Origin of the sequence: Actinoplanes lutulentus (genome assembly GCF_003259845.1) — a bacterium.
GTDB lineage: Bacteria > Actinomycetota > Actinomycetes > Mycobacteriales > Micromonosporaceae > Actinoplanes > Actinoplanes lutulentus.
The window spans coordinates 1-21,232 of sequence record NZ_QLMJ01000022.1; the positions used below are offsets into that span (position 1 = coordinate 1).

15 protein-coding genes are annotated in these 21,232 nt (G+C 68.0%); 8 read left to right on the plus strand and 7 right to left on the minus strand.

The features are described 5' to 3' along the window. Positions 1 to 603: 603 nt before the first annotated feature. Complete coding sequence (locus B0I29_RS36535) at positions 604 to 4,362, minus strand: Ig-like domain-containing protein (RefSeq protein ID WP_245973050.1); 3,759 nt, start codon at positions 4,360 to 4,362, stop codon at positions 604 to 606. 356 nt (positions 4,363 to 4,718) lie between these two features. Here B0I29_RS36535 and B0I29_RS36540 point away from each other — a divergent pair, with 356 nt between their 5' ends. Both B0I29_RS36540 and B0I29_RS36545 read left to right on the plus strand, forming a co-directional pair. Continuing rightward, a complete protein-coding gene (locus B0I29_RS36540) occupies positions 4,719 to 5,792 on the plus strand; it encodes a hypothetical protein (protein WP_111653737.1) in 1,074 nt (357 codons plus the stop codon). Positions 5,793 to 6,735: 943 nt separating this feature from the next. Next, positions 6,736 to 7,698, plus strand: a complete 963-nt coding sequence (locus tag B0I29_RS36545; protein WP_375790646.1) for a DMT family transporter — start codon at positions 6,736 to 6,738, stop codon at positions 7,696 to 7,698. Here the strand turns inward: B0I29_RS36545 and B0I29_RS36550 are convergent. After that, positions 7,628 to 8,614, minus strand: a complete 987-nt coding sequence (locus B0I29_RS36550; protein ID WP_111653739.1) for an enoyl-CoA hydratase/isomerase family protein — start codon at positions 8,612 to 8,614, stop codon at positions 7,628 to 7,630. The genes B0I29_RS36545 and B0I29_RS36550 overlap by 71 nt on opposite strands. 99 nt (positions 8,615 to 8,713) lie before the next feature. Here B0I29_RS36550 and B0I29_RS36555 point away from each other — a divergent pair, with 99 nt between their 5' ends. Next, entirely contained in the window at positions 8,714 to 9,517 is an 804-nt protein-coding gene (locus B0I29_RS36555) for a PrsW family intramembrane metalloprotease (protein WP_245973053.1), read from the plus strand. A gap of 31 nt (positions 9,518 to 9,548) precedes the next feature. Further along, positions 9,549 to 10,790 (plus strand): MFS transporter, encoded by a 1,242-nt coding sequence (locus B0I29_RS36560; RefSeq protein ID WP_111653740.1) that lies wholly within the window; start codon positions 9,549 to 9,551, stop codon positions 10,788 to 10,790. On the opposite strand, the gene B0I29_RS36565 is transcribed toward B0I29_RS36560, so the two are convergent. From B0I29_RS36565 to B0I29_RS36575, 3 genes are all read right to left on the minus strand, one after another. After that, positions 10,774 to 11,517: a maleylpyruvate isomerase family mycothiol-dependent enzyme gene (locus B0I29_RS36565; RefSeq protein WP_111653741.1), complete on the minus strand. Its 744-nt coding sequence runs from the start codon at positions 11,515 to 11,517 to the stop codon at positions 10,774 to 10,776. The two genes, B0I29_RS36560 and B0I29_RS36565, sit on opposite strands and share 17 nt — an antisense overlap. A gap of 1,045 nt (positions 11,518 to 12,562) precedes the next feature. After that, entirely contained in the window at positions 12,563 to 13,051 is a 489-nt protein-coding gene (locus B0I29_RS36570) for a hypothetical protein (RefSeq protein ID WP_111653742.1), read from the minus strand. Positions 13,052 to 13,101: 50 nt separating this feature from the next. Beyond that, entirely contained in the window at positions 13,102 to 15,411 is a 2,310-nt protein-coding gene (locus tag B0I29_RS36575; protein WP_111653743.1) for an FdhF/YdeP family oxidoreductase, read from the minus strand. Positions 15,412 to 15,524: 113 nt separating this feature from the next. On the opposite strand from B0I29_RS36575, the gene B0I29_RS36580 reads away from it, so the two are divergent. The 3 genes from B0I29_RS36580 to pntB all read left to right on the plus strand — a co-directional run bounded on the left by B0I29_RS36580 (position 15,525) and on the right by pntB (position 19,542). Then, the gene (locus B0I29_RS36580) at positions 15,525 to 16,358 is read left to right on the plus strand and encodes an alpha/beta hydrolase fold domain-containing protein (RefSeq protein ID WP_111653744.1); all 834 of its coding nucleotides are present in this window, start codon (positions 15,525 to 15,527) and stop codon (positions 16,356 to 16,358) included. A gap of 216 nt (positions 16,359 to 16,574) precedes the next feature. Beyond that, positions 16,575 to 18,089: a Re/Si-specific NAD(P)(+) transhydrogenase subunit alpha gene (locus B0I29_RS36585; RefSeq protein ID WP_111653886.1), complete on the plus strand. Its 1,515-nt coding sequence runs from the start codon at positions 16,575 to 16,577 to the stop codon at positions 18,087 to 18,089. A 4-nt stretch (positions 18,090 to 18,093) separates the two neighbouring features. Next, complete coding sequence (gene pntB, locus B0I29_RS36590; RefSeq protein WP_111653745.1) at positions 18,094 to 19,542, plus strand: Re/Si-specific NAD(P)(+) transhydrogenase subunit beta; 1,449 nt, start codon at positions 18,094 to 18,096, stop codon at positions 19,540 to 19,542. 59 nt (positions 19,543 to 19,601) lie between these two features. Here pntB and B0I29_RS36595 read toward each other — a convergent pair whose 3' ends face one another. Together B0I29_RS36595 and B0I29_RS46095 are read right to left on the minus strand one after the other, a co-directional pair. Further along, on the minus strand, positions 19,602 to 20,066 hold the full coding sequence (locus tag B0I29_RS36595; protein WP_111653746.1) for a hypothetical protein: 465 nt from the start codon (positions 20,064 to 20,066) through the stop codon (positions 19,602 to 19,604). Positions 20,067 to 20,163: 97 nt separating this feature from the next. Beyond that, positions 20,164 to 20,331 carry a hypothetical protein gene (locus B0I29_RS46095; protein WP_181558161.1) on the minus strand — a complete coding sequence of 56 codons (168 nt, stop codon included), beginning with the start codon at positions 20,329 to 20,331 and terminating at the stop codon, positions 20,164 to 20,166. A gap of 41 nt (positions 20,332 to 20,372) precedes the next feature. Between B0I29_RS46095 and B0I29_RS36600 the strand changes: the two genes are divergently transcribed. After that, positions 20,373 to 20,918, plus strand: coding sequence for a 2'-5' RNA ligase family protein (locus B0I29_RS36600; RefSeq protein WP_111653747.1), 546 nt, complete (start codon positions 20,373 to 20,375; stop codon positions 20,916 to 20,918). Positions 20,919 to 21,232 lie beyond the last annotated feature (314 nt).

Below are 21,232 nucleotides of genomic sequence, written 5' to 3' on the forward strand. Positions count from 1 at the left end.
CCGTTGCCTCAAACGCTACATAGCACGCGAGATCTACCAAATCATCACCACCAACCACACCCCACCCACCACTTGACATCCATAGGAGCATCGGCTCGCCCCTCGGCACCGAAAATTGCCGCACCCGAACACGCCGCGATCGCGATAGGCCGGCGGCGCCCTGGCACCACACCGGCCATCTGGCAAACAGGCCTCGGTCGGAGGCCGGAGATCGAACGGCCTGATCCTGACGGCTCGACATCGCACTTCCCCGAGGGTGTGGCTTCCTCGATTGACCAGCAGCGTCGGCACTGGCCTCCAGCCGGGCGGCTCGAGCTGGCGTCCGGTGCTGTTTCGCGAGCGGCGTGACGGACCCTGAGCGCCAGCCGGACCAGCTGGCGCTCAGCGCCACCGGAGCGTGTCGACTAACGGTTCTATTTGCACCCGAAGTCGACACGCGCCCCGTGAGTCGTTCGCTTGTGTCGATTTGGGGCGCGTATCGCACCCGAACTCGACACGCTCGGCGTGGGCATCGCGGTTGGCCTGCGGTGGGTGCGTCCTCCGGTGTGCGAAACGGGCCCTCGCTCCGGTTGTGGAGAGAGGGCCCGTTTCGGTGGTGGGGTGTTACTTCTTCTTGGTTAGGGTCAGCTTGGTGGGCTGGCTTGTTGTGGTGCCGGTGGCGTTCTCGAAGGTGACCGTTACCGTCACGTCGAGGCGGCCGGCCTTGTTCAGCTGGTCGCGGCCGGCGGGCGTCAGCGTGACGGGCAGGGTTACCGTGTCCGCCTTGCTGGGCTTCTTGACCGCCGTGATCACCTTGTCGCCGCTGAGGGTGACGACACCGGCGGAGTTGACCGCCGCCGTGACCGAGGCGTCCTTGGCGTTCACCTTGGTGATCGTCACGGTCGGGGCCGGGATGACCGGCTTGACGCTGACCGTCACGTCGTCGGAGACCTTGACGTTGCCGGACGAGTCGACGACCAGGGCTTCGAGGGAGACCTTCTTGCCGGCGTACTTGGCCGTCGGGGTCCACTCCAGCTGGTACGGCGTGGTGCTGACGGTGCCCGCTTTGGATCCGTTGACGAGCAGGGTCACCGACTTGATGCCGAAGTCGTCGGTTGCGCGTACCAAAGGTTTGATGGTCTCACCGACGGTGAGGTCCGTCTTGCGGCCTGGATCGGCGATGGTGGCGGACGGCTTCTTGTCGGTGACGCGGCCGGCGGTGGTCGGCACCGAGTGCGGCGCCGACGAGAGCGGCTTGCTGACGATCACCGAGGAACCCTCGGAGACGGCCGGCTTGCCCTTGCCGAAGTACGACTTCGACACGGTGACCGGGGCATCCGTCCGGACCGTCGTGCCGGTGGCGTCGGCGTTGTAGACCGCGTAGCCGTTGCCGCTGAGCACGTCGCCGGTCGCGGTGACCGTGCCCGAGTCGGCCAGCAGCAGGCCGACCGCGGTACCGCTGATCCGGCTGGAGTCGACGTATCCGTCGGTGCCGCCGGTGTAGCGAACGCCCACCGACGTTGCCGAACTCGAACCCGTGACAACGGTGTCCTCGACGTATCCGTGGTAGCGGATGCCGCTGCGGACCAGGTTCTCCGCGGCGCCGTCCTTGCCCCGGGCGCCGTCGAACAGGATGCCGCCGGACTGGAAGCCGGTGACCAGGCTGTCCGAGACGGTGAGTTCACTCTCGACGGTGCCGGTACCCGTACCCTGGATGTTTCCGGTCTTGATGATTCCCCAGCCGTGCGGATGCGCTGAGGTCTCCTCCGGGGTTGTCGCGGTCTTGAGCGGGCCCACGACGCTGTCGGAGATGCTGCCGGCCGCGCCGAAGTACGCGATACCGGCCTCGGCCCAGACGTCGCCGGAGGTGATCGTGACGCCGGAGATGTCGACGAACATCTCGTTGGTGTCGGTGGAGCCGAGCGACTGCCGCGACACGGTGATCACGTTGCCGCCGCCGTCGCGCAGGTACGGCTCGGTGCCGGCCAGGGTGCCGAGGCTCTGGTCGGGTTCGATGGTCACCTTGTCGGCGCCGGTGCCCTTGATGGTGAGCGGCTTGGTGATGGTCAGGCCGTTCTTGGCGCCGGACTGCACCGGGTTGGAGTTGTGGTTCAGCGGGGTCGACGACTCCTGGTAGAGGCCGTCGCAGACCACGATGGTGTCCCAGGGCGAGGCGAAGGTGACGGCCGTCTGGATCGACGTGAACTGCGCGGCCGGGCACTGGACCTTGTCGTCGTCGACGGTCCAGACGTTGCCGGTCGCCTCCGCAGAAGAAGCGCGAACGGAGTAGTCGAACCTGCCGTAACCCGCACCGTTGGCCTTGGTGACGCCGTCCGACTGGATCTGCTTGCCGGAGGCGCTCTCCTGGAACCGCACGTCGGCCATCTGGATCGAGCCGGACTGCGGCAGGTCACCGGTACCGAAGCGGAACTCCAGCTTCGCGAGCGAGCTGACGTCCACACCCTGCGAGGCGAACTCGCTGAGCGGCACCCGGATCTGGTCGAGCACGATGTGCGTGTTCGGGGTGTTCGTGCCGGTCGACATGTGCAGGGCGTTGCCCCAGCGCGGGTCGCCGGCCTGGACGCTCGCCTCGTTGCCGTCCGTGTCGGACAGCACGATCTCGAAGTTCTGGGTGGTCGAGGCGGGGTTGTAGGAAGTCGGCTTCTCGTTCGGCCACGACGGACCGGCGGGATCACGGGTGTTGTCACCGCGGTTGTCGGCGCCCGGGTTGCGGGTGTCGAAGAAGTTCACCGCGGCGCTCAGCGCGAGAGCCTCCAGCGACTTCATGTTCTTCGCGTCGTCCGGGATCCGCGCGGTCAGCGTGGCGTCCGAGCCCTGCTCCCACGCGAGGGTGAGCTGCGGGCCGTACGAGTGGTTGATCGGCGCGTTCTCCCGGGTGCCGTTCTGTCCGCCGAGCGCGGTGGCCGCCGGAAGCGGGCACTGCTTGGCGGCGAGCGGGACACCGGTCTTGCCGAGCTGGGCGGGCGCGAAGTCCTGCGGCTCGGGGTTGCACCAGTCGTATCCACCGATGGTCGTCGCCGGCTTGGGCGTGACGCCGGCGGCCTGGGCGTACGGGTCGGCGAAGCCGCTGCCGCTCAGCGAACCGCCGAGGGCGTTGAGACCGAGCGGGTTCTCCACTTCGGGGGTGATCAGGTCGACGCGCGTACCCGAGCCCGCGTAGTAGTTGGTGTTGACCCGCTCTTCGCAGCCGATCCGGGTGCCGGACTCGCTGGTCGGGCACGCCGACGCCGGGACCTGCAGGTGGTCGGCGGTGTTGGCGAGCTCGCCGGTCATGTACGCCTCGAACGCGCCCTCACCACCGATGTAGCGCCGGAAGAACGCGGCCATCGTGGCGAGGCCGAGCTTCTCCTGGTCACCCATCCGCGCGACGTCCCCGGAGATCTTCGTGTTCACGAGAGGGTTCAGCGGGTCGGTGTTGTTGATCTTGTAATTCAGGGCGTCGTCGGTGGAACTGGCCGCACCGGAGAGCCGCAGGTTGTTCGGGTGCACGTTGTTCGTCGCGAACGGCGCCGAGTTGCCACAGGCAGCGTCGTTGTTGGCCTGGCCGTCCGCGCCACCGTCGGCGTACCAGACGGAGTTGTACCAGTTGTGGATCGCGCCGAGCTGCTCGACCTGGATCTTCGGGTACGGGTCGTCGGAATTCACCGTCTGGCCCCGCTCGAACTGGCGGGCGCCCATCAGGTTCGACACGTCGCCGTCACACATCGGCAAAATCGTCATGTACGGCATTCCGTACGGTGCCTTGCGCTCGTAATCGGTGGGCGCGAGCGAGATGACACCGCTGATCGGGTACCGCGGTCCGTCGGTGCGGATCCGGTTGTAATCGATGAAGTTGGTGACCGCGTCACCACCGCGCGAGTGGCCCATCATGCCGATGCGGCTCATGTCGAGGTGACCGGAAAGGACCGTGCCGATCGTGGTGTGCTCGTCGATCGGCAGACCGGTCTTCTTGGAGGCCGCGGTGATCGCGTCGAGAGCGGCGGCCAGCAGCATGCGGCGGTTGTGCATGCCTTTGCCCTTGTTGCTGTCCTGCCGCATCATCAGCTGGTCCTGCGAGATGGAGAACGTCGTGTATCCCCAGGTCGCGAGGTTCTCGGCGAGGTAGGCGTACCCGCTCTCGTTGTGCTTGAACTCCGCACACGTGATGGTCGCCGAGACCTGCCCGGAGTCGCAGGAGCCGTGGTTGCCGTGCACCAGGACGATCAGCGGCGACGGCTTCGTGCGCAGCGACCAGTCCGGCATGTAGAGCTGACCACGGATCTCGACCTGCTCGGACGCCTGAGAGGTGCCCGCGGTGGGGGCGGCGCCGTCCGAGTTCGGTTCCTGGATCGTGGCGAGACCGAATTTGGCCTCTTGGATCACCTGATGGCCGTAGGGACCACGCGCCGTCGGATCAGGCAGCGTCGTCGTGGGGGTGGTCTTCGATGCGGTCGGCGCTGCGCTCGCCGGCGAGGATATTCCTACCGGGATCGCGAGCGTGAGGACTACTGAGAGGAGTAATCCGCCTATTTTCATACAATGCTCCTAAGGAACAGGAGTTGAATGATCAACTAGGCGGGGACGCTAAACAGCAGAGATTTCTCAGCTGTTTCTAATCCGATTCAAAGGCCCGCGAGCCCCTGCCGCGTGATGTGACGGCCGCGACGCGGCCTTTTCCCGTTATTTCCGGCGTACGCACTAAAAGGCGCTCCATTGTGGTGACAGTGCAGAATAGTGGCGTGCGCCCCCATCCCCGTGCCGATCTTCTGGTCGTCGGCGTCGCCGTCACGATCGTCGTGCTGATCGTCGTCACTATGCCCTACGTGCCCTGCTCGGCCGTGACCTGCGGGCCGGAGCCGCTGACCTCGGTCGGGATCAGCCTCCTCGCCGCCGTCCCGGTGATGTCCTACCTGCACCGCTGGTCCGCCGTGGTCGCGGCGGTTGTCTGCGCGGTGCTGTGGCCGATCGCCGACCGCATCGAGGACGTGGGGATGGGCTGGCATGTGGCGCTGCCCCTCGTCCTGCTCGCGGTCACGGTCGCGGTGGCCCGGCTGCGGTATCCGGCGGTCGTGGCCGGGGCGGGGCATTCGACTGGCGATCTTGGCGATGTGCGGCGTGAGCGGCCGCCCGAGTTGGAGCGCCTGCCGTCGATCACCCGGCCGGTGCTGGTCGGGACGTTCCTCGTGGGCGCCGCGCTCGCCGGGATCACCGCGACGCTGTGGCATCAGGCCGCGGTCACCGCGCAGGAGGCGTCATCTTCGGTTATCGGCGCGGTGGTGCGTGAGCACCACGAGACCCGGATCGGCGTGGACCTGGACAACGGCGACTCGTATTACCTGGAGGTGTTCGAACCCGCCGACTATCCGGTGGGCAGCCGGGTCGAGGTGCTCGTCGACGACGCCGGGCTGCGGCAGCTGAGCAGCGAGCCGTACGACATCACCGTTCTGCTTCTGCCGCTCGTGACAGTGGCCGGTGCCGGTGTCGCGCTGCTGGTCAGGGCCGGGAGCCGGCGGCGGGTACTGCGCCGGTTCCTGGCCGAGCCGCAGCCGGTCCGGGCTGTTCAGGCGATCGACAGTGGCGTCGAGATCGTGGTGATGCTGACCGAACCGGCGACCGCGGCCCGGCAGTTCACCGTCCGGGTCGAGCCCGTACCGCGAGCCGCAGAGGCGGGACCGGCCACGCTTTACGGGGACCCACGGCCGGGGGAGTGGTGTGTGGTGGTGATCGGCCGCCAGGTGCGGGTGCCCCGGCGGCCGATCGGCAAGGTGTCGAAGATTCCGTATGAGCTGGCCCTGCTGATGCGAGCGTCGTGAGCGCCACGCTGCGCATATCTTCGGAATAGTTCCTATTCGCCCATTTCACCGTGTTCTGCGCCATTAGATCCAGATAGCGCTGGGCCCGCGCGAAATTGTTGCCGCCACCCCGATGAATTCGGTGAGCCGGGCGGAAAACCCCTCTTGGGTACGCCCAAAGCCCACCCGTAGTCACCCGCGAGATCCAATCCAGCTGGTTCTCACGGCTGCCTCAGACCCCGCGAAACAACTGTGAGAACCAGCCGGCCAAGGTCACCCCCTGGCGAGCCAACCGTCCCCGCCGAGGCGCATCCGGGCCCGGGCCGGCCGTCCGTGCTCGGGCTGGCCGTCCGGGCTCGGGCCGGGCTCCAGGTGCGTGCTGGTCGTCCGAGCCGGCGAACTGGCCGCCGCGCCGGCCTCGGAGCGGCCCCTGCGCTGATGCGTGTCGAGTTAGGGCGCGTATCGAACCCCAAGTCGACACAGGCGCGCGCTTTCCGGCACGCGTGTCGAGTTTGGGCGCGAATCGCACCTTAAATCGACACGGACGGGCGCTTCTGGCGGTGCGTTTCCGGCCGTGCGTGTCGGATGCCGCAGGCGAGCCGTAGCTCAGATATGTCATGCGGGTCGGATAACAGGTCTGAGCTACGGCTCGTGCCTCGGAGCCGTAGGTCAGCCACGTTATGCGGGTCCGATAACGTCTCCCAGCTACGGCTCAGCTCCCGCCCCGGCCCCACGCCGTCGCGCCGGGGTTCCGCGCCCCCGGGCCCCGGGATTCCGCGCCCCCGGGCTCCCGGCTCCGGCTGCCGGCCACTGGCTCCCGCAGCCCGCAGCCCGGCTCCCGCTGCCCGCAGCCCGGCTCCCGCAGCCCGGCTCCCGCCGGCCGTCTGCTCGGCGGCGAGGGGCTGGCTCTGTGGGCCTGGGAAATTGCGCGCGGATTGGGGGCGGGTTGGGCAGAGTGTCAGGGGTGACTGTGCTTACTGCTCCTGACGGCCGGGTTGAGATGCGCCGATGGTTTCCGGCTTACCTGGCGCTCGCCGCTATCTGGGGCACCAGCTTCCTGTTCATCAAGGTCGGCGTACGGGAGCTGCATCCACTGTGGCTTACGTTCGGACGGGTCGCCGCCGGCGCGCTCGTCCTGGTCGTCGCGCTTGCGATCACCCGCGACCGGCTCCCGCGTGACTGGCGGCTCTGGGGACATCTTCAAGTGGTCGCGCTGCTCGGGGTCGTGGTGCCGTTCACCCTGTTCGGGTTCGGTGAGCAGCGCGTGTCGTCCGTGCTCGCCGGGATCTGGAACGCGGCCACGCCCCTGGTCGCGCTGCCGCTCGCGGCGCTGGTGTTCCGCACCGAGCGGCTGACTGCGCGAAAGGTCGCCGGCATCGGCATCGGGTTCGCCGGTGTCCTCGTGGTGCTCGGCGTGTGGCAGGGTGTCGGCGGCTCCCAGTTCACCGGGCAGCTCATGTGCTTCGCCGCGGCGATGTGTTACGCCGTCGCCATTCCGTACCAGAAGAAGTTCATCGCCGGCCGGGCCGGCAGCGGGGTCTCGATGGCCGGGGCGCAGTTGCTGTCCGCTCTTGCCCAGCTTGCGATCGTCGCGCCGCTGTTCGCCGGCGCGCCGCCGAACCCGCTCGATCTCTCCACCGACGTGATCCTCTGCGTGCTGGCGCTCGGCGCGCTCGGCACCGGGCTGGCGTTCGTGCTGAACTTCCACGTGATCCGGGTGGCGGGCGTCAGCACGTCGTCGTCGGTGACCTACCTTATGCCGGTGGTCGCCACCGTGGTCGGCGTGCTGATCCTGCGCGAGCACCTGCACTGGAACCAGCCGGTCGGCGCACTGATCGTCCTCATCGGCGTCGCGGTCACGCAGGACCTGGTACGACGTCTTTCAAGGAAGCCGGCTGCCACCGCGGACGCCGATCCTTATCGATGATCTGCGCGCGGATGCCCTCGGCCAGATCCGGCAGCCGCAGCATCACCGCGGACAGCCGCAGTTCGGCGTCGAGGGCTGCCCGCAGGTTCGGCAGACCGGCCGCCGCGCGCAACGACCGCAGCGTCAGAACCAGCGACGTCGGTGACTTCGTGGCGATCTCCTTGGCGGCGGCCTGCGCGGCAGGATGCGCGTGGTTCGTGAGCCGGTCGAGGATCACGGCGACGTCGTCACCGGCATAACACTCGTCGATCCATGTCCGATCCAGATCAGCCGGCGGCGGCCCGGTCTCCGTCGACAGCAAAGCGGAGTGCGGATCACTTTCGGACAGCGCGGCCAACAACTCCGGCAGCCGGGCGGACGGCACGAAATGGTCGGCCAGTCCCGCCGCGATCCCGTCGCCCGCGCCGATCGCCGAGCCGGTCAGGGCCAGATGCGTACCGATCTCGCCGGGCGCGTGGCTGAGCAGCCACGATCCGCCCACATCGGGGTGGAATCCGATACCGACCTCCGGCATCGCCAGCCGGGACCGCTCGGTCACCACCCGCACCGACGCGTGCCCGGAGATCCCGATCCCGCCGCCCATCACCACGCCGTCCATCAGCGCGATGATCGGTTTCGGATACTCGTTGATGGTCGCGTTGAGCTGGTACTCCTCCGCCCAGAACCCCAGCGACGCCGTCCCGCCCGACACGGCGTCCGCGTGGATGGCCCGGATCTCGCCTCCGGCGCACAACCCGCGCTCCCCAGCGCCGTCGATCGCGACAGCTCGGACGCGGTCTTCGACCGACCAACCAGCGAGGGTACGCGTAATGAGCTCGACCATTTCCGCGGTGAGAGCGTTGATGGCAGCAGGCCGGTTCAGCGTGATATGACCAAGGTGCCCGGTCACCCGGGTGATCACCGGAGGTTCGCTCATCCCGTGATCTTCCCGTCTCGGCGGCGAGCGGGCCAGGGTTTCTCGGCGAGCAGTAAGTTTACCGATGGCTTCGCGCTCGATATGCCGCACGATGTTCGCATGATGCGTGAGTGGTTCCGTCGCCTCGGCTGGGTGGCTGTCCTTGTCATCGGCCTGGCGCTCTATCTACTGGTGCTGCGCACCCTGGTCAAAACTCAGAACCCGAACCTCGTACCGGCGTTGATCCTGCTCGGAGCGAGCACGGTGCCGGCGGCGTTCCTGACATTCGCGCAGGCACGGACCGGGCAGTGGCAGGTGCCGGCGTCGGTCCTGCTGCTCACCGCGTTCTTCGGCGGCGTTGTCGGCCTGATCGTGGCCGGCACTCTGGAATTCGACGCGCTGCACGACCTGGGCACCCTGCCGATGCTGTTCGTCGCGCTCATCGAGGAGACGGCGAAACTGATCGTCCCGGTGCTCGTGCTGCTCACGGTGATCGTCCGGCACAAGCGCCGCCTGCCGTCGGACGGCCTGGTCATCGGCGTCGCCAGCGGCATGGGCTTCGCGGCCTTGGAAACCATGGGGTACGCCTTCACGGCGCTGCTGTCCTCGAACGGCAACGTCGGCGCCCTGGAGGAGACACTGCTGGTCCGCGGACTGACCTCGCCGGCCGGGCACACCGCGTGGACCGGGCTGACCTGCGGAGCGCTGTGGATGCTGGCGAGCGCGCCGAGCGTACGCAATGGTCTGATCTTCGTCGGTACGTTCGCCGGGGCGGTCGCCCTGCACACGGCGTGGGACTCGTTCGGCTCGGTCGTGGCGTACGTGATCCTGGCGATCCTCAGTCTCGGATGGCTGGTGCTGCGGCTGCGCAAGTACCGGGCCTTCCACCCGGCCGGCCGAGTTCCGGAACCTGCCTTCGGATAAATCGGTGGCGCGGTTGCGTACGCTTGTACACATGACGTCGACCACCGCGCCGCCGCCGGCAACGGTCCGTGCCGCCACCACGGCTACCTATGCCGCGTTCATCGGCTCGGGCTTTGCGTTCGCCAGCTGGGCGTCGCGGATCCCCCAGGTCCGCGACCATCTCGAACTCGACCCGGCGGCACTCGGCCTGGTGCTGCTCGCCATTGCCGCCGGTTCGCTGCTGGCCCTGCCGCTGTCCGGGCCGGTGGTCACCCGGGTCGGCTCGTCCCGGACGGTCATCGGGATGGCGGCCCTGCTCGGCGTCGGCCTGGCGACGGCGGCGTTCGGCTCGGCCGTCGGCATCGTGCCGGTGGTGATCGGCCTGTTCCTGCTCGGGTTCGCCAACGGCGCCTGGGACGTGGCGATGAACGTCCAGGGCACCGTCGTGGAACGCCACCTCGGCCGGTCGATCATGTCGCGTTTCCACGCCGGGTTCAGCTTCGGCACCGTCGCCGGCGCGCTGCTCGGCGCGGTCATGGTCGCCGTGCACGTGTCGGTCGCCGCGCACCTGGCCGTCGTCGCGGTGGTCGTGGTGGCCGGGGTGGTCTGGCAGGCCCGCAAGTTCGTTCCGGATCACGACGAGACGGAACCGGGTGCCGAGGAACTGCCACGGGTCAGTGCGCTTACCGCCTGGCGCGAGCCGCGTACGCTGCTCATCGGCCTTTTTGTTCTGACCTTCGCCTTCGCGGAGGGTGTCGGCAACGACTGGATCAGCGTCGCCGCGATCGACGGCTATGGCGTGTCCCCGGCGCTCGGGACGCTCGCCTTCGCCGGATTCTTGACCGCCATGACGATCGGGCGGTGGTTCGGGCCTGGACTGCTCGACCGCTTTGGGCGTACCCAAGTGGTCCGGGTTTTGACCGTGATCGGGATTGTCGGGGTTGTTCTGTTTGTTTATGGGCCGTCGCCGGTGTTCATGTATGCCGGCACGCTGCTCTGGGGCCTCGGCGCGTCGCTCGGTTTCCCGGTGGGGATGAGTGCCGGCGGTGACGATCCGCGGCGCGCGGCTGCCCGGGTGAGTGTCATCGCGTCGATTGGATATTGCGCGTTCCTGGCCGGGCCGCCCACGATCGGTTTCCTCGGCGACCGGATCACGGTTTTGCGGGCGCTGATCGTGATCGCTGTGCTGTTCGGGCTGGCGGCGATGATCGCCGGAACGGTGCGGCCGCCGCGGGAACTCGTCGACGATCCTGACCTCGTCGGCCGGCCTGACCTCGTCAAGGGTCCCGAGTGATCTTCGCCTTGGTTCTCCAGGTTTCCAGGGCCTGCTGGTCGCCGGTCGTGTCGAGCCGGTCGAGGCCGGTGCGGTTCCAGAGCAGCAGGTAGAGGTCGGAGGCGGTGCCTTCGATCGTCAGAGTGGCGGGGTGGAAACCGTCCTGGACGCGAAGGCCGGTGTGGTCGAGCATGAGTGTCCAGGCGACCCCGGCGTCTCTCGCGGAGAGCGCGATGCTGGTCGGAGGGTTCGTGGCGAGGCGTTGGGAGCCGGCGAACAGGTCTTTGACCAGCTCGTTGACGCCGTCCACGGCGAAGGCCGGCGTCCATGACGAGACCGCGCAGGTAGTGGCCTCGACGTCGGCGCGGTGGATGGCGGTCTCGTGGGCCTGGCGGCGAGCCCAGAACGCCAGTGGCGATCGGGTGGGCAGGAAGGTCCAGCAGTGCATCGCTGGGTTGGCTGCTTTCAGGGTTTCGACGAGGTCGTGGTGTCCGGTGCGGAACCATTCCAGCACGGTGGTGTCGTCGGCCGGCGCCGTGAAGAATTCGTTGTCGGGCAGGGGTTCGGGGCTCTGGGTTCTGAGGTGTGCGGCGGCCCAGCGGTGAACTCCGCCGAGGTGCGTCAGTAGGTCGCGGACCAGCCACCCGGGACAGCCGGCGATCGGTGCGGTGAGCCCGGCGTGCTGGGCGGCTGCGGCCAGGGAGAGGCCGTCCACCCTCAAGGTCTCCACGTATTCATCGACACGCATTAGTGGATCCTGGCACGGCGAGTTGAACCCGGGGCAACCTGCACTTTCCTTACTGGCTCGCTGGGCGGGGTGTGCGGTGAGCGCCGGCCGGTCTGGTTGGTGCTCAGCGCTGGGGTGACCTGTCGAAGACGACACTGCGAGCCGGTCTCGTGTCGTTCGGCTGGCTGGCTGTGTTGACCACTGCTGGTCAATCGAGGGAGCGGTTTGCCGGGGGATGCGTGACGTTTGAACTGTGGCGGGGTGTGTCTTGGCGCCGTAGGTGTCGTCCTGGCAGGGGCGAGCCGTAGCTCAGACAGGTCATGAGGCTGCGATGACCTATCTGGGCTACGGCTCGCCTTGGGTGGCTGCTCGCCCTGGGCGGCTGCTCGTGCGGGCGGCCGGGTCCGGTTCGCCTTGCCGGGGCATTCCGCGAGCACTCGCCCTGTTGTGTGTCGAGTTGAGGTGCGTATCGAACCTGAAATCGACACGGGCGGGCGTTTCGCGGGGTGTGTGTCGAGTTTGGGGGCGTAGCGAACCTGAAGTCGACACGCTCGTTGGGGTCTGCGCGATCTTGGGCCTTGGTTCACCTCGGGGTGTGGTTCGGGGACCACGATCGCTGCGGGTCCGGAGGTGATCACGGCCGGGCGTCCGCTGCCAGCGGGCTTTCCATCAACCGGCAGTGTTGTAAAGCTGCCCGCGAGGCGGCGCGGGGCGCCCCGGTGTCCACGTGGGCCCGAACCCACCGTGTGCCCTCGATTCGGTTCCGCGTAGCTGGGTCACGGTCGCTGACTTTGATCAGGCGGCTCTCCCGGCGCTGCGTCTATGTGCTGGATTCGCGGCATTTGAGCGGTCGGACTGGCGTGCGCCGACCGCGGAGCCGTTCTTCGGGGCGACCCACGCGCAGGGTGGGCCGTGCTCGCCAACATCGCGGGGGAGCGGGCGCCGGGGCCAGGCAGGCCCGACCTGGCTGGGCCGGGCCGGGCCGGGCCGGGCTGGGCCGGTCTGGGCTGGGCTGGGTGGAGCTGGGCTGGGCTGGGCTGGGTGGAGCTGGGCCGCGTCGGTGGGGTTAGAACATCACTGTTACGCCGGCGGTTTTGCAGGCTTCGGTTAGGTCGGTGCCCAGCCTGGCGAAGTTGGAGTCGGCGGCGCTGCTGATCGGGTCGGTGGCTTTCGCGGCCTTGTCCAGCTCGTCGGCGATGGCCTTGGCCGCTGTGCTGACGTCGCTGGTCTCGGCGAAGGCCAGGGCTTCGGTCACCGTCGTGTGGAACTTGATGAAGGTTCGCTTCGCGTCGGCGGCCTTGACGCCGCCGCCTTCCTGCTGGGCTTCGGTGATGCCGGTTCGCAGGGCTGTCGCCGCCGTGTTCAGCGTTTTGCACAGTGCCTTGTCCGCCACCACGGTGGTGACCGCGGCACCGGCCGGGGAAGCGCCTGCCGAGGAAGCGCCGGCACTGGAAGCGGCGGCCGCGGTCGGCTCGGCGGGGGAGGAGCTGCACGCCGCGAGCACGGACAGGCAGGCGCAGAACAGGGCGGCGGGCAAGAACCGGAAACGCGTCACGGGCACGGAGAGTAGCCGAACTTCCTGAGCGCCCGATGTCAGCCCGCCTCTCACGGTGCCGGGGTTACTCGGACTCGGAGGTGCTTCATCAGGGGCTGGCCGCTCTGCTCGCTGTAGTCGCCGGCCGGGCAGAGGATGTTCATCTCCGGCATGTAGCCGGCCGCGTTGCCCGCCGGGATGTCGTAACCGACCGCCCGATAGCCGTAGACCGACCGCTCGCTGCCGTCCTTCGCGACGCTGGTGATGTCGACGTGATCGAACTCGGACAGCCCCAGACGGCCCATGTCATCCCGGTTCATGAAGATCACGGTGCGCAGGTTGCGGAGGCCCCGGTAGCGGTCGTTGTCCGAGTAGATCGTGGTGTTCCACTGGTCGTGCGATCGCATCGTCCCGAGCATCAGCAGTCCGCCTGACAGGTCAACCGACGGCAGCGGCGCGGAGGACAGCTCGGCCAGGCCGCTCGGGGTCAGGAACACCCGCTCGCGGGCGGGTTGCCGCAGGCGGAAGCCGTGTGGCTGGCGGGCGAGGCGGTTGACGTCCTCGAAACCGTCGAGCACCTGCCCCATCGTGTCCCGGATCCGATCGTAGTTTTCCACGTAGGCCTGCCAGGGCGTACCCGAGGAAGGCAGTGACGCGCGCGCCAGGCCGGCGATGATCGCGGGTTCGGAGAGCAGGCTCGGCGCAGCCGGCCTACGACGGCCACGGGAGGCGTGGACCATGCTCATCGAGTCCTCGACGGTGATCACTTGCGGTCCGGAGGCCTGGATGTCGGTCTCGGTGCGGCCGATGCAGGGCAGGATCAGCGCGTCGGTGCCGTGAACGAGATGGCTGCGGTTCAGCTTCGTGCTCACCTGCACGGTGAGTGCGCATTTGCGCAGAGCGGCGAATGTGTACGACGTATCGGGCGCCGCCATAGCGAAATTGCCGCCCATGCCGACGAAAACGCGCACGCTGCCCTCGGTCATGGCTTTCAGGACGCCGACGGTGTCGAGGCCGTGTTCGCGCGGCGGGTTGATGCCGCAGGCCGCGGCGAGACGGTCGAGGAATTCCGGTTTCGGGCGGTGGTCGATGCCGCAGGTGCGGTTTCCCTGCACGTTGCTGTGGCCGCGGATCGGGCTCGGGCCGGCGCCGGGTTTGCCGATGTTGCCGCGCAGGAGCAGCAGGTTGGTGATCTCGCGGATCGTGTCGACGGCGTGTTCCTGCTGGGTGACGCCGAGGCACCAGCTGATGATCGTGCGCTCGGAGGCGATGTAGACGTCGGCCAGCCGGCGGATCGTGTCCTCGTCGACGCCGGAGGAAGCGGTGATCTCGTCCCAGCTGGTCGCCGCACAAACGGCGCGATAATCGTCGAGGCCGGTGGCGTACCGATTCAGGAATTCGTGGTCGACGGCGTCCTTTTCGAGAACCACTTTGGCGACGCCGCGCATCAATGCCAGATCGCCGCCGATGCGCGGCTGAATGTCCATGGTGCCGGTCGGCGTCGACCGGAAAGTGCCCATCGCCACGAATTCGTGCGGCACGATCGTGCGCCGTGACGCCACCTCGATCAGCGGATTGATGTGGACAATCCCACACCCTCTTTTGTACGCGTCGGAAAGCGCCGTGAGCATCCGAGGAGCGTTCGACGCGGCATTCACGCCCATCACCCAGATGCTGTCCGCCTGCTCCCAATCGGTGATCGTCACGGTGCCCTTGCCGGTGCCGATCGACGCCTGCAGGGCCCGGCCGCTCGCCTCGTGGCACATGTTGGAGCAGTCCGGCAGGTTGTTGGTGCCGAGCTCGCGCGCCCAGAGCTGGTAGAGGAACGTGGCCTCGTTGCTGAGCCGGCCCGAGGTGTAGAAAGCCGCCTGGTTCGGGCTGTCGAGAGCCTGGACATGCCGTCCGGCCAGGGCGAACGCCTCGTCCCAGCTGACCGGGACATAGTGGTCCGACGTGGCGTCGTACCGCATCGGCTCGGTGAGGCGGCCGGCGTTCTCCAGGTCGAAGTCGCTCCAGCCGGACAGCTCGGTGACCGTGTGCGCGGCGAAGAAGGCCGGGTCCGCCCGCTTGCCGGTCATCTCCCAGGTGACGTGCTTGATGCCGTTCTCGCAGAGGTCCAGGTGCAGCCCGTTCGGGTCGTCCGGCCACGCGCAGCCGGGGCAGTCGAATCCGTTGCGTTCCTGGTTCATCCGCAGCATCGCCCGCGCGCCGGCGATCGGTTCGCGGCTGCGCATCAGCACCTGACCGACGCTGCGGGCCGCACCCCATCCGGCGGAGGGGTGGGTGTAGTCCTGCTGGGACGGCTCGCCGGGCATGCCGGGCCCGCAGCCCCGCGCCGGACTGCCGGGTGATCCCTGTCCGCGCAGCTCTTCGTCGGTCATGGACTCCAGTCTCGGCGGGGCCGGCCGTACTGCCATCCGTCAACCGACTCACGAAGAGCGGGCAGTCATTTGACGGATGTAGCCGCAGGCCCGCGCCGTCAGGATCTGCCGGTATGACGGACGCGACATCGCTACGGCGCCACTGGGGCAGCGCGGAGGACGTCGGCATCCAGGCGACACGTACGCCGGATGTCGCGATCGAGACCTTCGACATCGACGGACAGATCCGGATCCGGGTGGTACGTCCGGCCGGTGAGCCCGAAGTGCTGCCGGTCGTGCTCTTCACCCACGGCGCCGGCTGGATCCTCGGCGACGACTTCACCTACGACGGGCTGACCCGCGAGCTGGCGTTGCGGGCGCGCGCCGCCGTGGTGTTCGTCGACTATCGGCACTCCGGGGAGAACCGTTTCCCGGCCGCCGTCCAGGAGTGCCGCGCCGCGCTGGAGTGGGTGATCGCGCACGCGGCGCGGCTCACCGTGGACGCCACCCGGATCGCGGTGGCCGGTGACGCTGCGGGCGCGGCCATCGCCGTGGCGGTCGCGATGTCCGCGAAGGACCGTCTCGTGGGGCAGGTGCTGCTCTACCCGATGATCGACGGCTTCGACACGGTCTCCTATCACCGGCGGGCCACCGAGCACTGGATCATGCGGCAGTCCGGGATGTGGCGTCAGGTGCGGCGCAGCGAGCCTGCCGTGGTGACGCGCCGGGCCGACGAACGGCTCACCGGCATGCCGCCGGCGCTGGTCGTGGTGGCGGAGGCGGACGTGCTGCGGGAGCAGGGCGAAGGGTACGCGGCCGGCCTGCGCGCGGCCGGCGTCTCCGCCGTGACGGAGCGGTACGAGGGGCTGATCCACGATTTCGTCATGGTCGACACGCTGGGCGAGACCGCCGCGGCGAAGGTGGCGACGGAGCACGCTTCCGCTTATCTGCGGTACGTCCTGCGTTAAGGCGTACGAAAGAAGAAGCGCCAAGGCTTGGGATGATCTCCGCGGGGTGAGTGACACGGGTTGCCTGGTCTGTGATGCTCCGGTGACATTAAGTGCGACGGGCTCTGTGTTTTTGGCGCGCGAACCCCTAGCCTCTCCCTACTGACGAGTAACAAGCGTTGAACCAACGACCCGCGCCCCACGTTGTCTTGGTCAACTTCAAACCGGGAGTCAATGATGATCATCGGTGTACCGCGTGACCCTCATCCGGGTGAGCGGCGGGTGTCAGCCACGCCTGCCACTGTGGCGCAGCTGGTCAAGCTCGGATACGACGTGGTCGTGGAGTCCGGAGCCGGAGCCGGTTCATCGTTCTCGGACGATGCCTATGCCCAGTCCGGAGCGACCATCGGCGACCCCCTGGCCGCGGACATCGTCTTCGCGATCAACCCGCCACCCGCCGAGCAGCTCGACCGGCTCGCCCCCGGCACCACCGTGATCGGGATGCTGAACCCGCGCCTCGACCCCGATCTGGTCGCCGATCTCGCCCGGCGGCCGATCACGGCGCTGTCGATGGACGCGGTTCCACGCATCTCCCGGGCGCAGTCGCTAGACGTGCTGTCGTCGATGGCGAACATCGCCGGGTACCGCGCGGTCGTCGAGTCGGCGCACGCTTTCGGACGGTTCTTCACCGGTCAGGTCACCGCCGCGGGCAAGGTCGCCCCGGCGAAAGTCCTGGTCGCAGGCGCGGGAGTGGCCGGCCTTGCGGCCATCGGCGCGGCCGGCAGCCTGGGAGCTATCGTACGCGCGACCGACCCCCGCCCCGAAGTAGCCGACCAGGTCCGCTCCCTCGGCGGCGAATACCTGTCCGTGGAGGCAGCCGACGTCGAGGTGTCGTCGACCGGGTACGCCAAGGAGATGTCCGACGACTACACCGAGCGGGCCGCGCGTCTCTATGCGACGCAGGCCGGCGACGTCGACATCATCATCACGACGGCACTGATCCCCGGACGGCCGGCGCCGAAACTGATCACCGCGCCGATGGTCGCGAGCATGAAGCCGGGAAGCGTCATCGTGGACATGGCCGCCGCCAACGGTGGCAATGTCGAAGGGACCGTGCCCGGTGAGGTGGTGGTGACCGCCAACGGGGTGACGATCATTGGGTACACGGATCTGCCGGGGCGGTTGCCGGCGCAGGCTTCTCAGTTGTATGGCACCAACCTGGTCAATCTGATGAAGCTGATGACTCCGGAGAAGGACGGTCAGCTGGTCGTTGACTTCGAGGATGTGGTGCAGCGGTCGATCGCTGTGGTGCATGAGGGTGAGTTGACGTGGCCGCCGCCGGTGGTGGCGGTGTCCGCGGCTGCTCCGGCTGCCGTGGCAGTCGCGCCTCCGGTTAAAGCGGTAAAAAAGCCGATAAATCCCCTCGCTATCGTTGGCGGGGGAGCCGCTGCGCTCTTCCTGCTCACCGCCCTCGCCCCGGCCGCACTCCGGGGGCACCTGACCGTTTTCGCCCTGGCGATCGTCATCGGCTACTACGTGATCGGGCACGTGCACCACGCCCTGCACACCCCGCTCATGTCGGTCACCAACGCGATCTCCGGGATCATCGTGGTCGGCGCGCTGCTCCAGATCGGCCACGGCGACGCCGTCGTCACCGGGCTCGCCTTCGTCGCGACCCTGCTGGCCAGCATCAACATCTTCGGTGGCTTCGCGGTGACACGCCGCATGCTCGCCATGTTCTCGAGGAGCTGATCCGATGACCGTGGAGACCTCGGCGCAGGCGGCCTACATCGTTGCCGCGCTGCTCTTCATCCTCGCGCTGGCGGGGTTGTCCAAACACGAGACCGCGAAGGCCGGCAACAGCTTCGGTGTCGCCGGCATGGCGGTGGCGCTGGTGGCGACGGTCGCGCTGGCGATCACGAGTGACATCAGCGGCGTTGGTCTGGCACTGCTGCTGGTGGCGACGCTGGCCGGTGCCGCTATCGGACTCTATCGCGCGAAAAAAGTGGAAATGACGGGGATGCCGGAGCTGATCGCTCTGCTGCACAGCTTCGTCGGCCTGGCCGCGGTGCTGGTCGGGTGGAACGGTTACCTGCACGTCGAGGCCTCTCCGGGCGGTGCTGAGAGCGCCTTGCTCCAGGTGGAAGGCATGCTCGGCATCCACAGCGCCGAAGTCGTGATCGGCGTCTTCATCGGCGCGGTCACCTTCACCGGCTCGATCGTGGCGTTCCTCAAACTCTCCGCGCGGATCAAGTCGAGCCCGCTGATGCTGCCCGGCAAGAACCTGATCAACGTCGGGGTACTTGTCGCCTTCGTCGCGCTGACCGCCTGGTTCGTCATCGCGCCGAGCCTGTGGCTGCTGATTGTGGTCACGATCCTGGCGCTGCTGCTCGGCTGGCACCTGGTGGCCTCGATCGGCGGCGGCGACATGCCGGTCGTGGTGTCGATGCTGAACAGCTACTCCGGCTGGGCCGCCGCGGCCGCCGGGTTCCTGCTGGAGAACGACCTGCTCATCGTGACCGGCGCGCTCGTCGGATCGTCCGGTGCGTACCTGTCGTACATCATGTGCAAGGCCATGAACCGGTCGTTCCTCTCGGTGATCGCCGGCGGTTTCGGCATCGAGGCCGGTCCGGCCGGCGACAAGGACTACGGCGAGCACCGCGAGATCAACGCGGAAGGCGTGGCCGACCTGCTGACCTCGGCGGACTCAGTGATCATCACACCGGGGTACGGCATGGCGGTGGCACAGGCCCAGCACGGTGTGGCCGAGCTGACCCGGGTGCTGCGCGACCGCGGGATCACCGTGCGCTTCGGCATTCACCCGGTGGCCGGCCGGCTGCCCGGGCACATGAACGTGCTGCTGGCCGAGGCGCGCGTTCCGTACGACATCGTCCTGGAAATGGACGAGATCAACGACGACTTCGCCGGCACCTCGGTGGTCCTGGTGATCGGCGCCAACGACACGGTCAACCCGGCGGCGATGGACGATCCGACCAGCCCGATCGCCGGCATGCCGGTCCTGAAGGTCTGGGAAGCCGACCAGGTCATCGTCTTCAAACGCTCGATGGCGTCGGGGTATGCGGGCGTCCAGAACCCGCTGTTCTTCCGCGACAACTGCGCCATGCTCTTCGGCGACGCGAAGGACCGCGTCGACGACATCCTGCGCGCGGTGTCCGCTTCCGCGCCTGCCGGCGCGGGTCGCTGAGCCCTTGGCCCCGGCGGGTCCATCACCTGCCGGGGCTCACGCTCTTTCTTGGGTACGCCCTAAGCACGCTCGATGTCGATGAGATAGCTGCTGATGTCCCGGGTGTGCACGATGGCGTTGACCGGTTCCCGCACGCCGTCGGGCCGCAGCCGCACGATCCGGTGGACCAGCCAGCTCCTGGTCAGGTCGAGATCCCAGCCCTGCCGGACCTCGTCGATGATGTAGTCGTCGGCGAGCGAGATCGAGCCGTTCAGGCGTACCGAAGGCTCGTTCTTTTGATCGTTGATCCTGGATTCCTGGTCGGTCGAATCCGCTGTCACGTGGAACGGGACGTCGCCGGCCACGAGCACGCAGCCGCCGTAGAAACTGTCTCGAACGGCCGGTACCACCCGGCCCACGATCTCCGGAAAATCGGGCGTGGCCAGGTAAAGACTGAGCCCGAACGTGACCTGCTGGCCGACGCGGGCGCGAAAGCCCGAACTGCCGACCTGATCGGTGGAGACCGTAACCCCGTGAAGCATCATCCTGGCATGATCCACTTTGTCGAGCGGGTTAGCTTGCCTTTTTAGACCGCGGCTCGAACTCGGCGTCTCAAGACCGGCAGCGAGCGGTCCATTCTGGCTAAAAGTCCCAGATCTCGTCGGAAAAGGCGGTGCCGTTGCCATTGCCGCCGTAGTTCGAGCAGCCGCGCCTCTCGGTGGCCGGCTGGAGCGCCACTGTCAGCATCGTGAGCAGGACGCCGCCCACCAGCAGCGCCCAGCGGGGATCGCCGCTTCGCGAGCCCAGCACGCTCGCCTTCGAAGAAGAAGACCCAGGGGCAGGAGCGAGTCGTGCTGTACGCGATCGAGCTTTTTCTCGACGAGCGGGCGGACGCTGATGTTCGCCGGATGTGGGCCGCGCTCGACGAGCGGGGTGTTCGGTCGTTGGGCGGAATTCCCGGTGCTGATCACCACCCGCATGTCACGTTGTCGGTGTTCTCCGGCGGGGATCTCGTGCGGATCGCTGATGTCCTGCGGCCGGTGCTGGCGGAGGCCGTCGGGCTGCCGTTGACGCTGGGCAGTCTCGGGTTCTTCCTGACCGGGGAGGCTCCCGCGTTTCTCGGTGTCGTGCCGTCGTCACGTCTGCTGGAGGTGCACCGGCGGGTTCACTCGGCGTTGGAGCCGCTTGTCGATGGGATCTGGCCCTACTACCGGCCGGACGCTCTGGTGCCGCACTGCACACTCGCGGTCGGCGTCACCGATAAGGCGCAGGTGATCGAGGTGGTGTCGGCGTTCCCCATGCCGGTCCAGGCGACGGTGGCCGCCGTCTATCTCGTCGAGTTGCCGGGCGGACAGGCCCGAACCTGCCTGACACAGCCGGCAGCGGGCTTGCCGTAGCCCGGCGGCGGGCTTGCCGTAGCTCAGGCCTGGAATGGCGGGGCGTTTCCGTGCCTGGACGACGGCCGGCCGGGCTCAGCCGTAGGCGAGCCACGGAATGACGGGCGGATTCCGTGGCGGAGCTACGGCTCGCCCGTCCACGCCCGCTTGCGTCCGGCCTCGTCCATGCCGCTCGCGGCTGGCTCGTCCATGCCTGCGTGCGTCCGGCCTCGCGTGTGCCCTCCCGCGTCCGGCCTGCGTCTGGCCCCGCGTGTGCCCGCCCGCTGGTGTGTGTTGAGTTGGGGCGTGATTCGGACCTGAATTCGACACGCAGG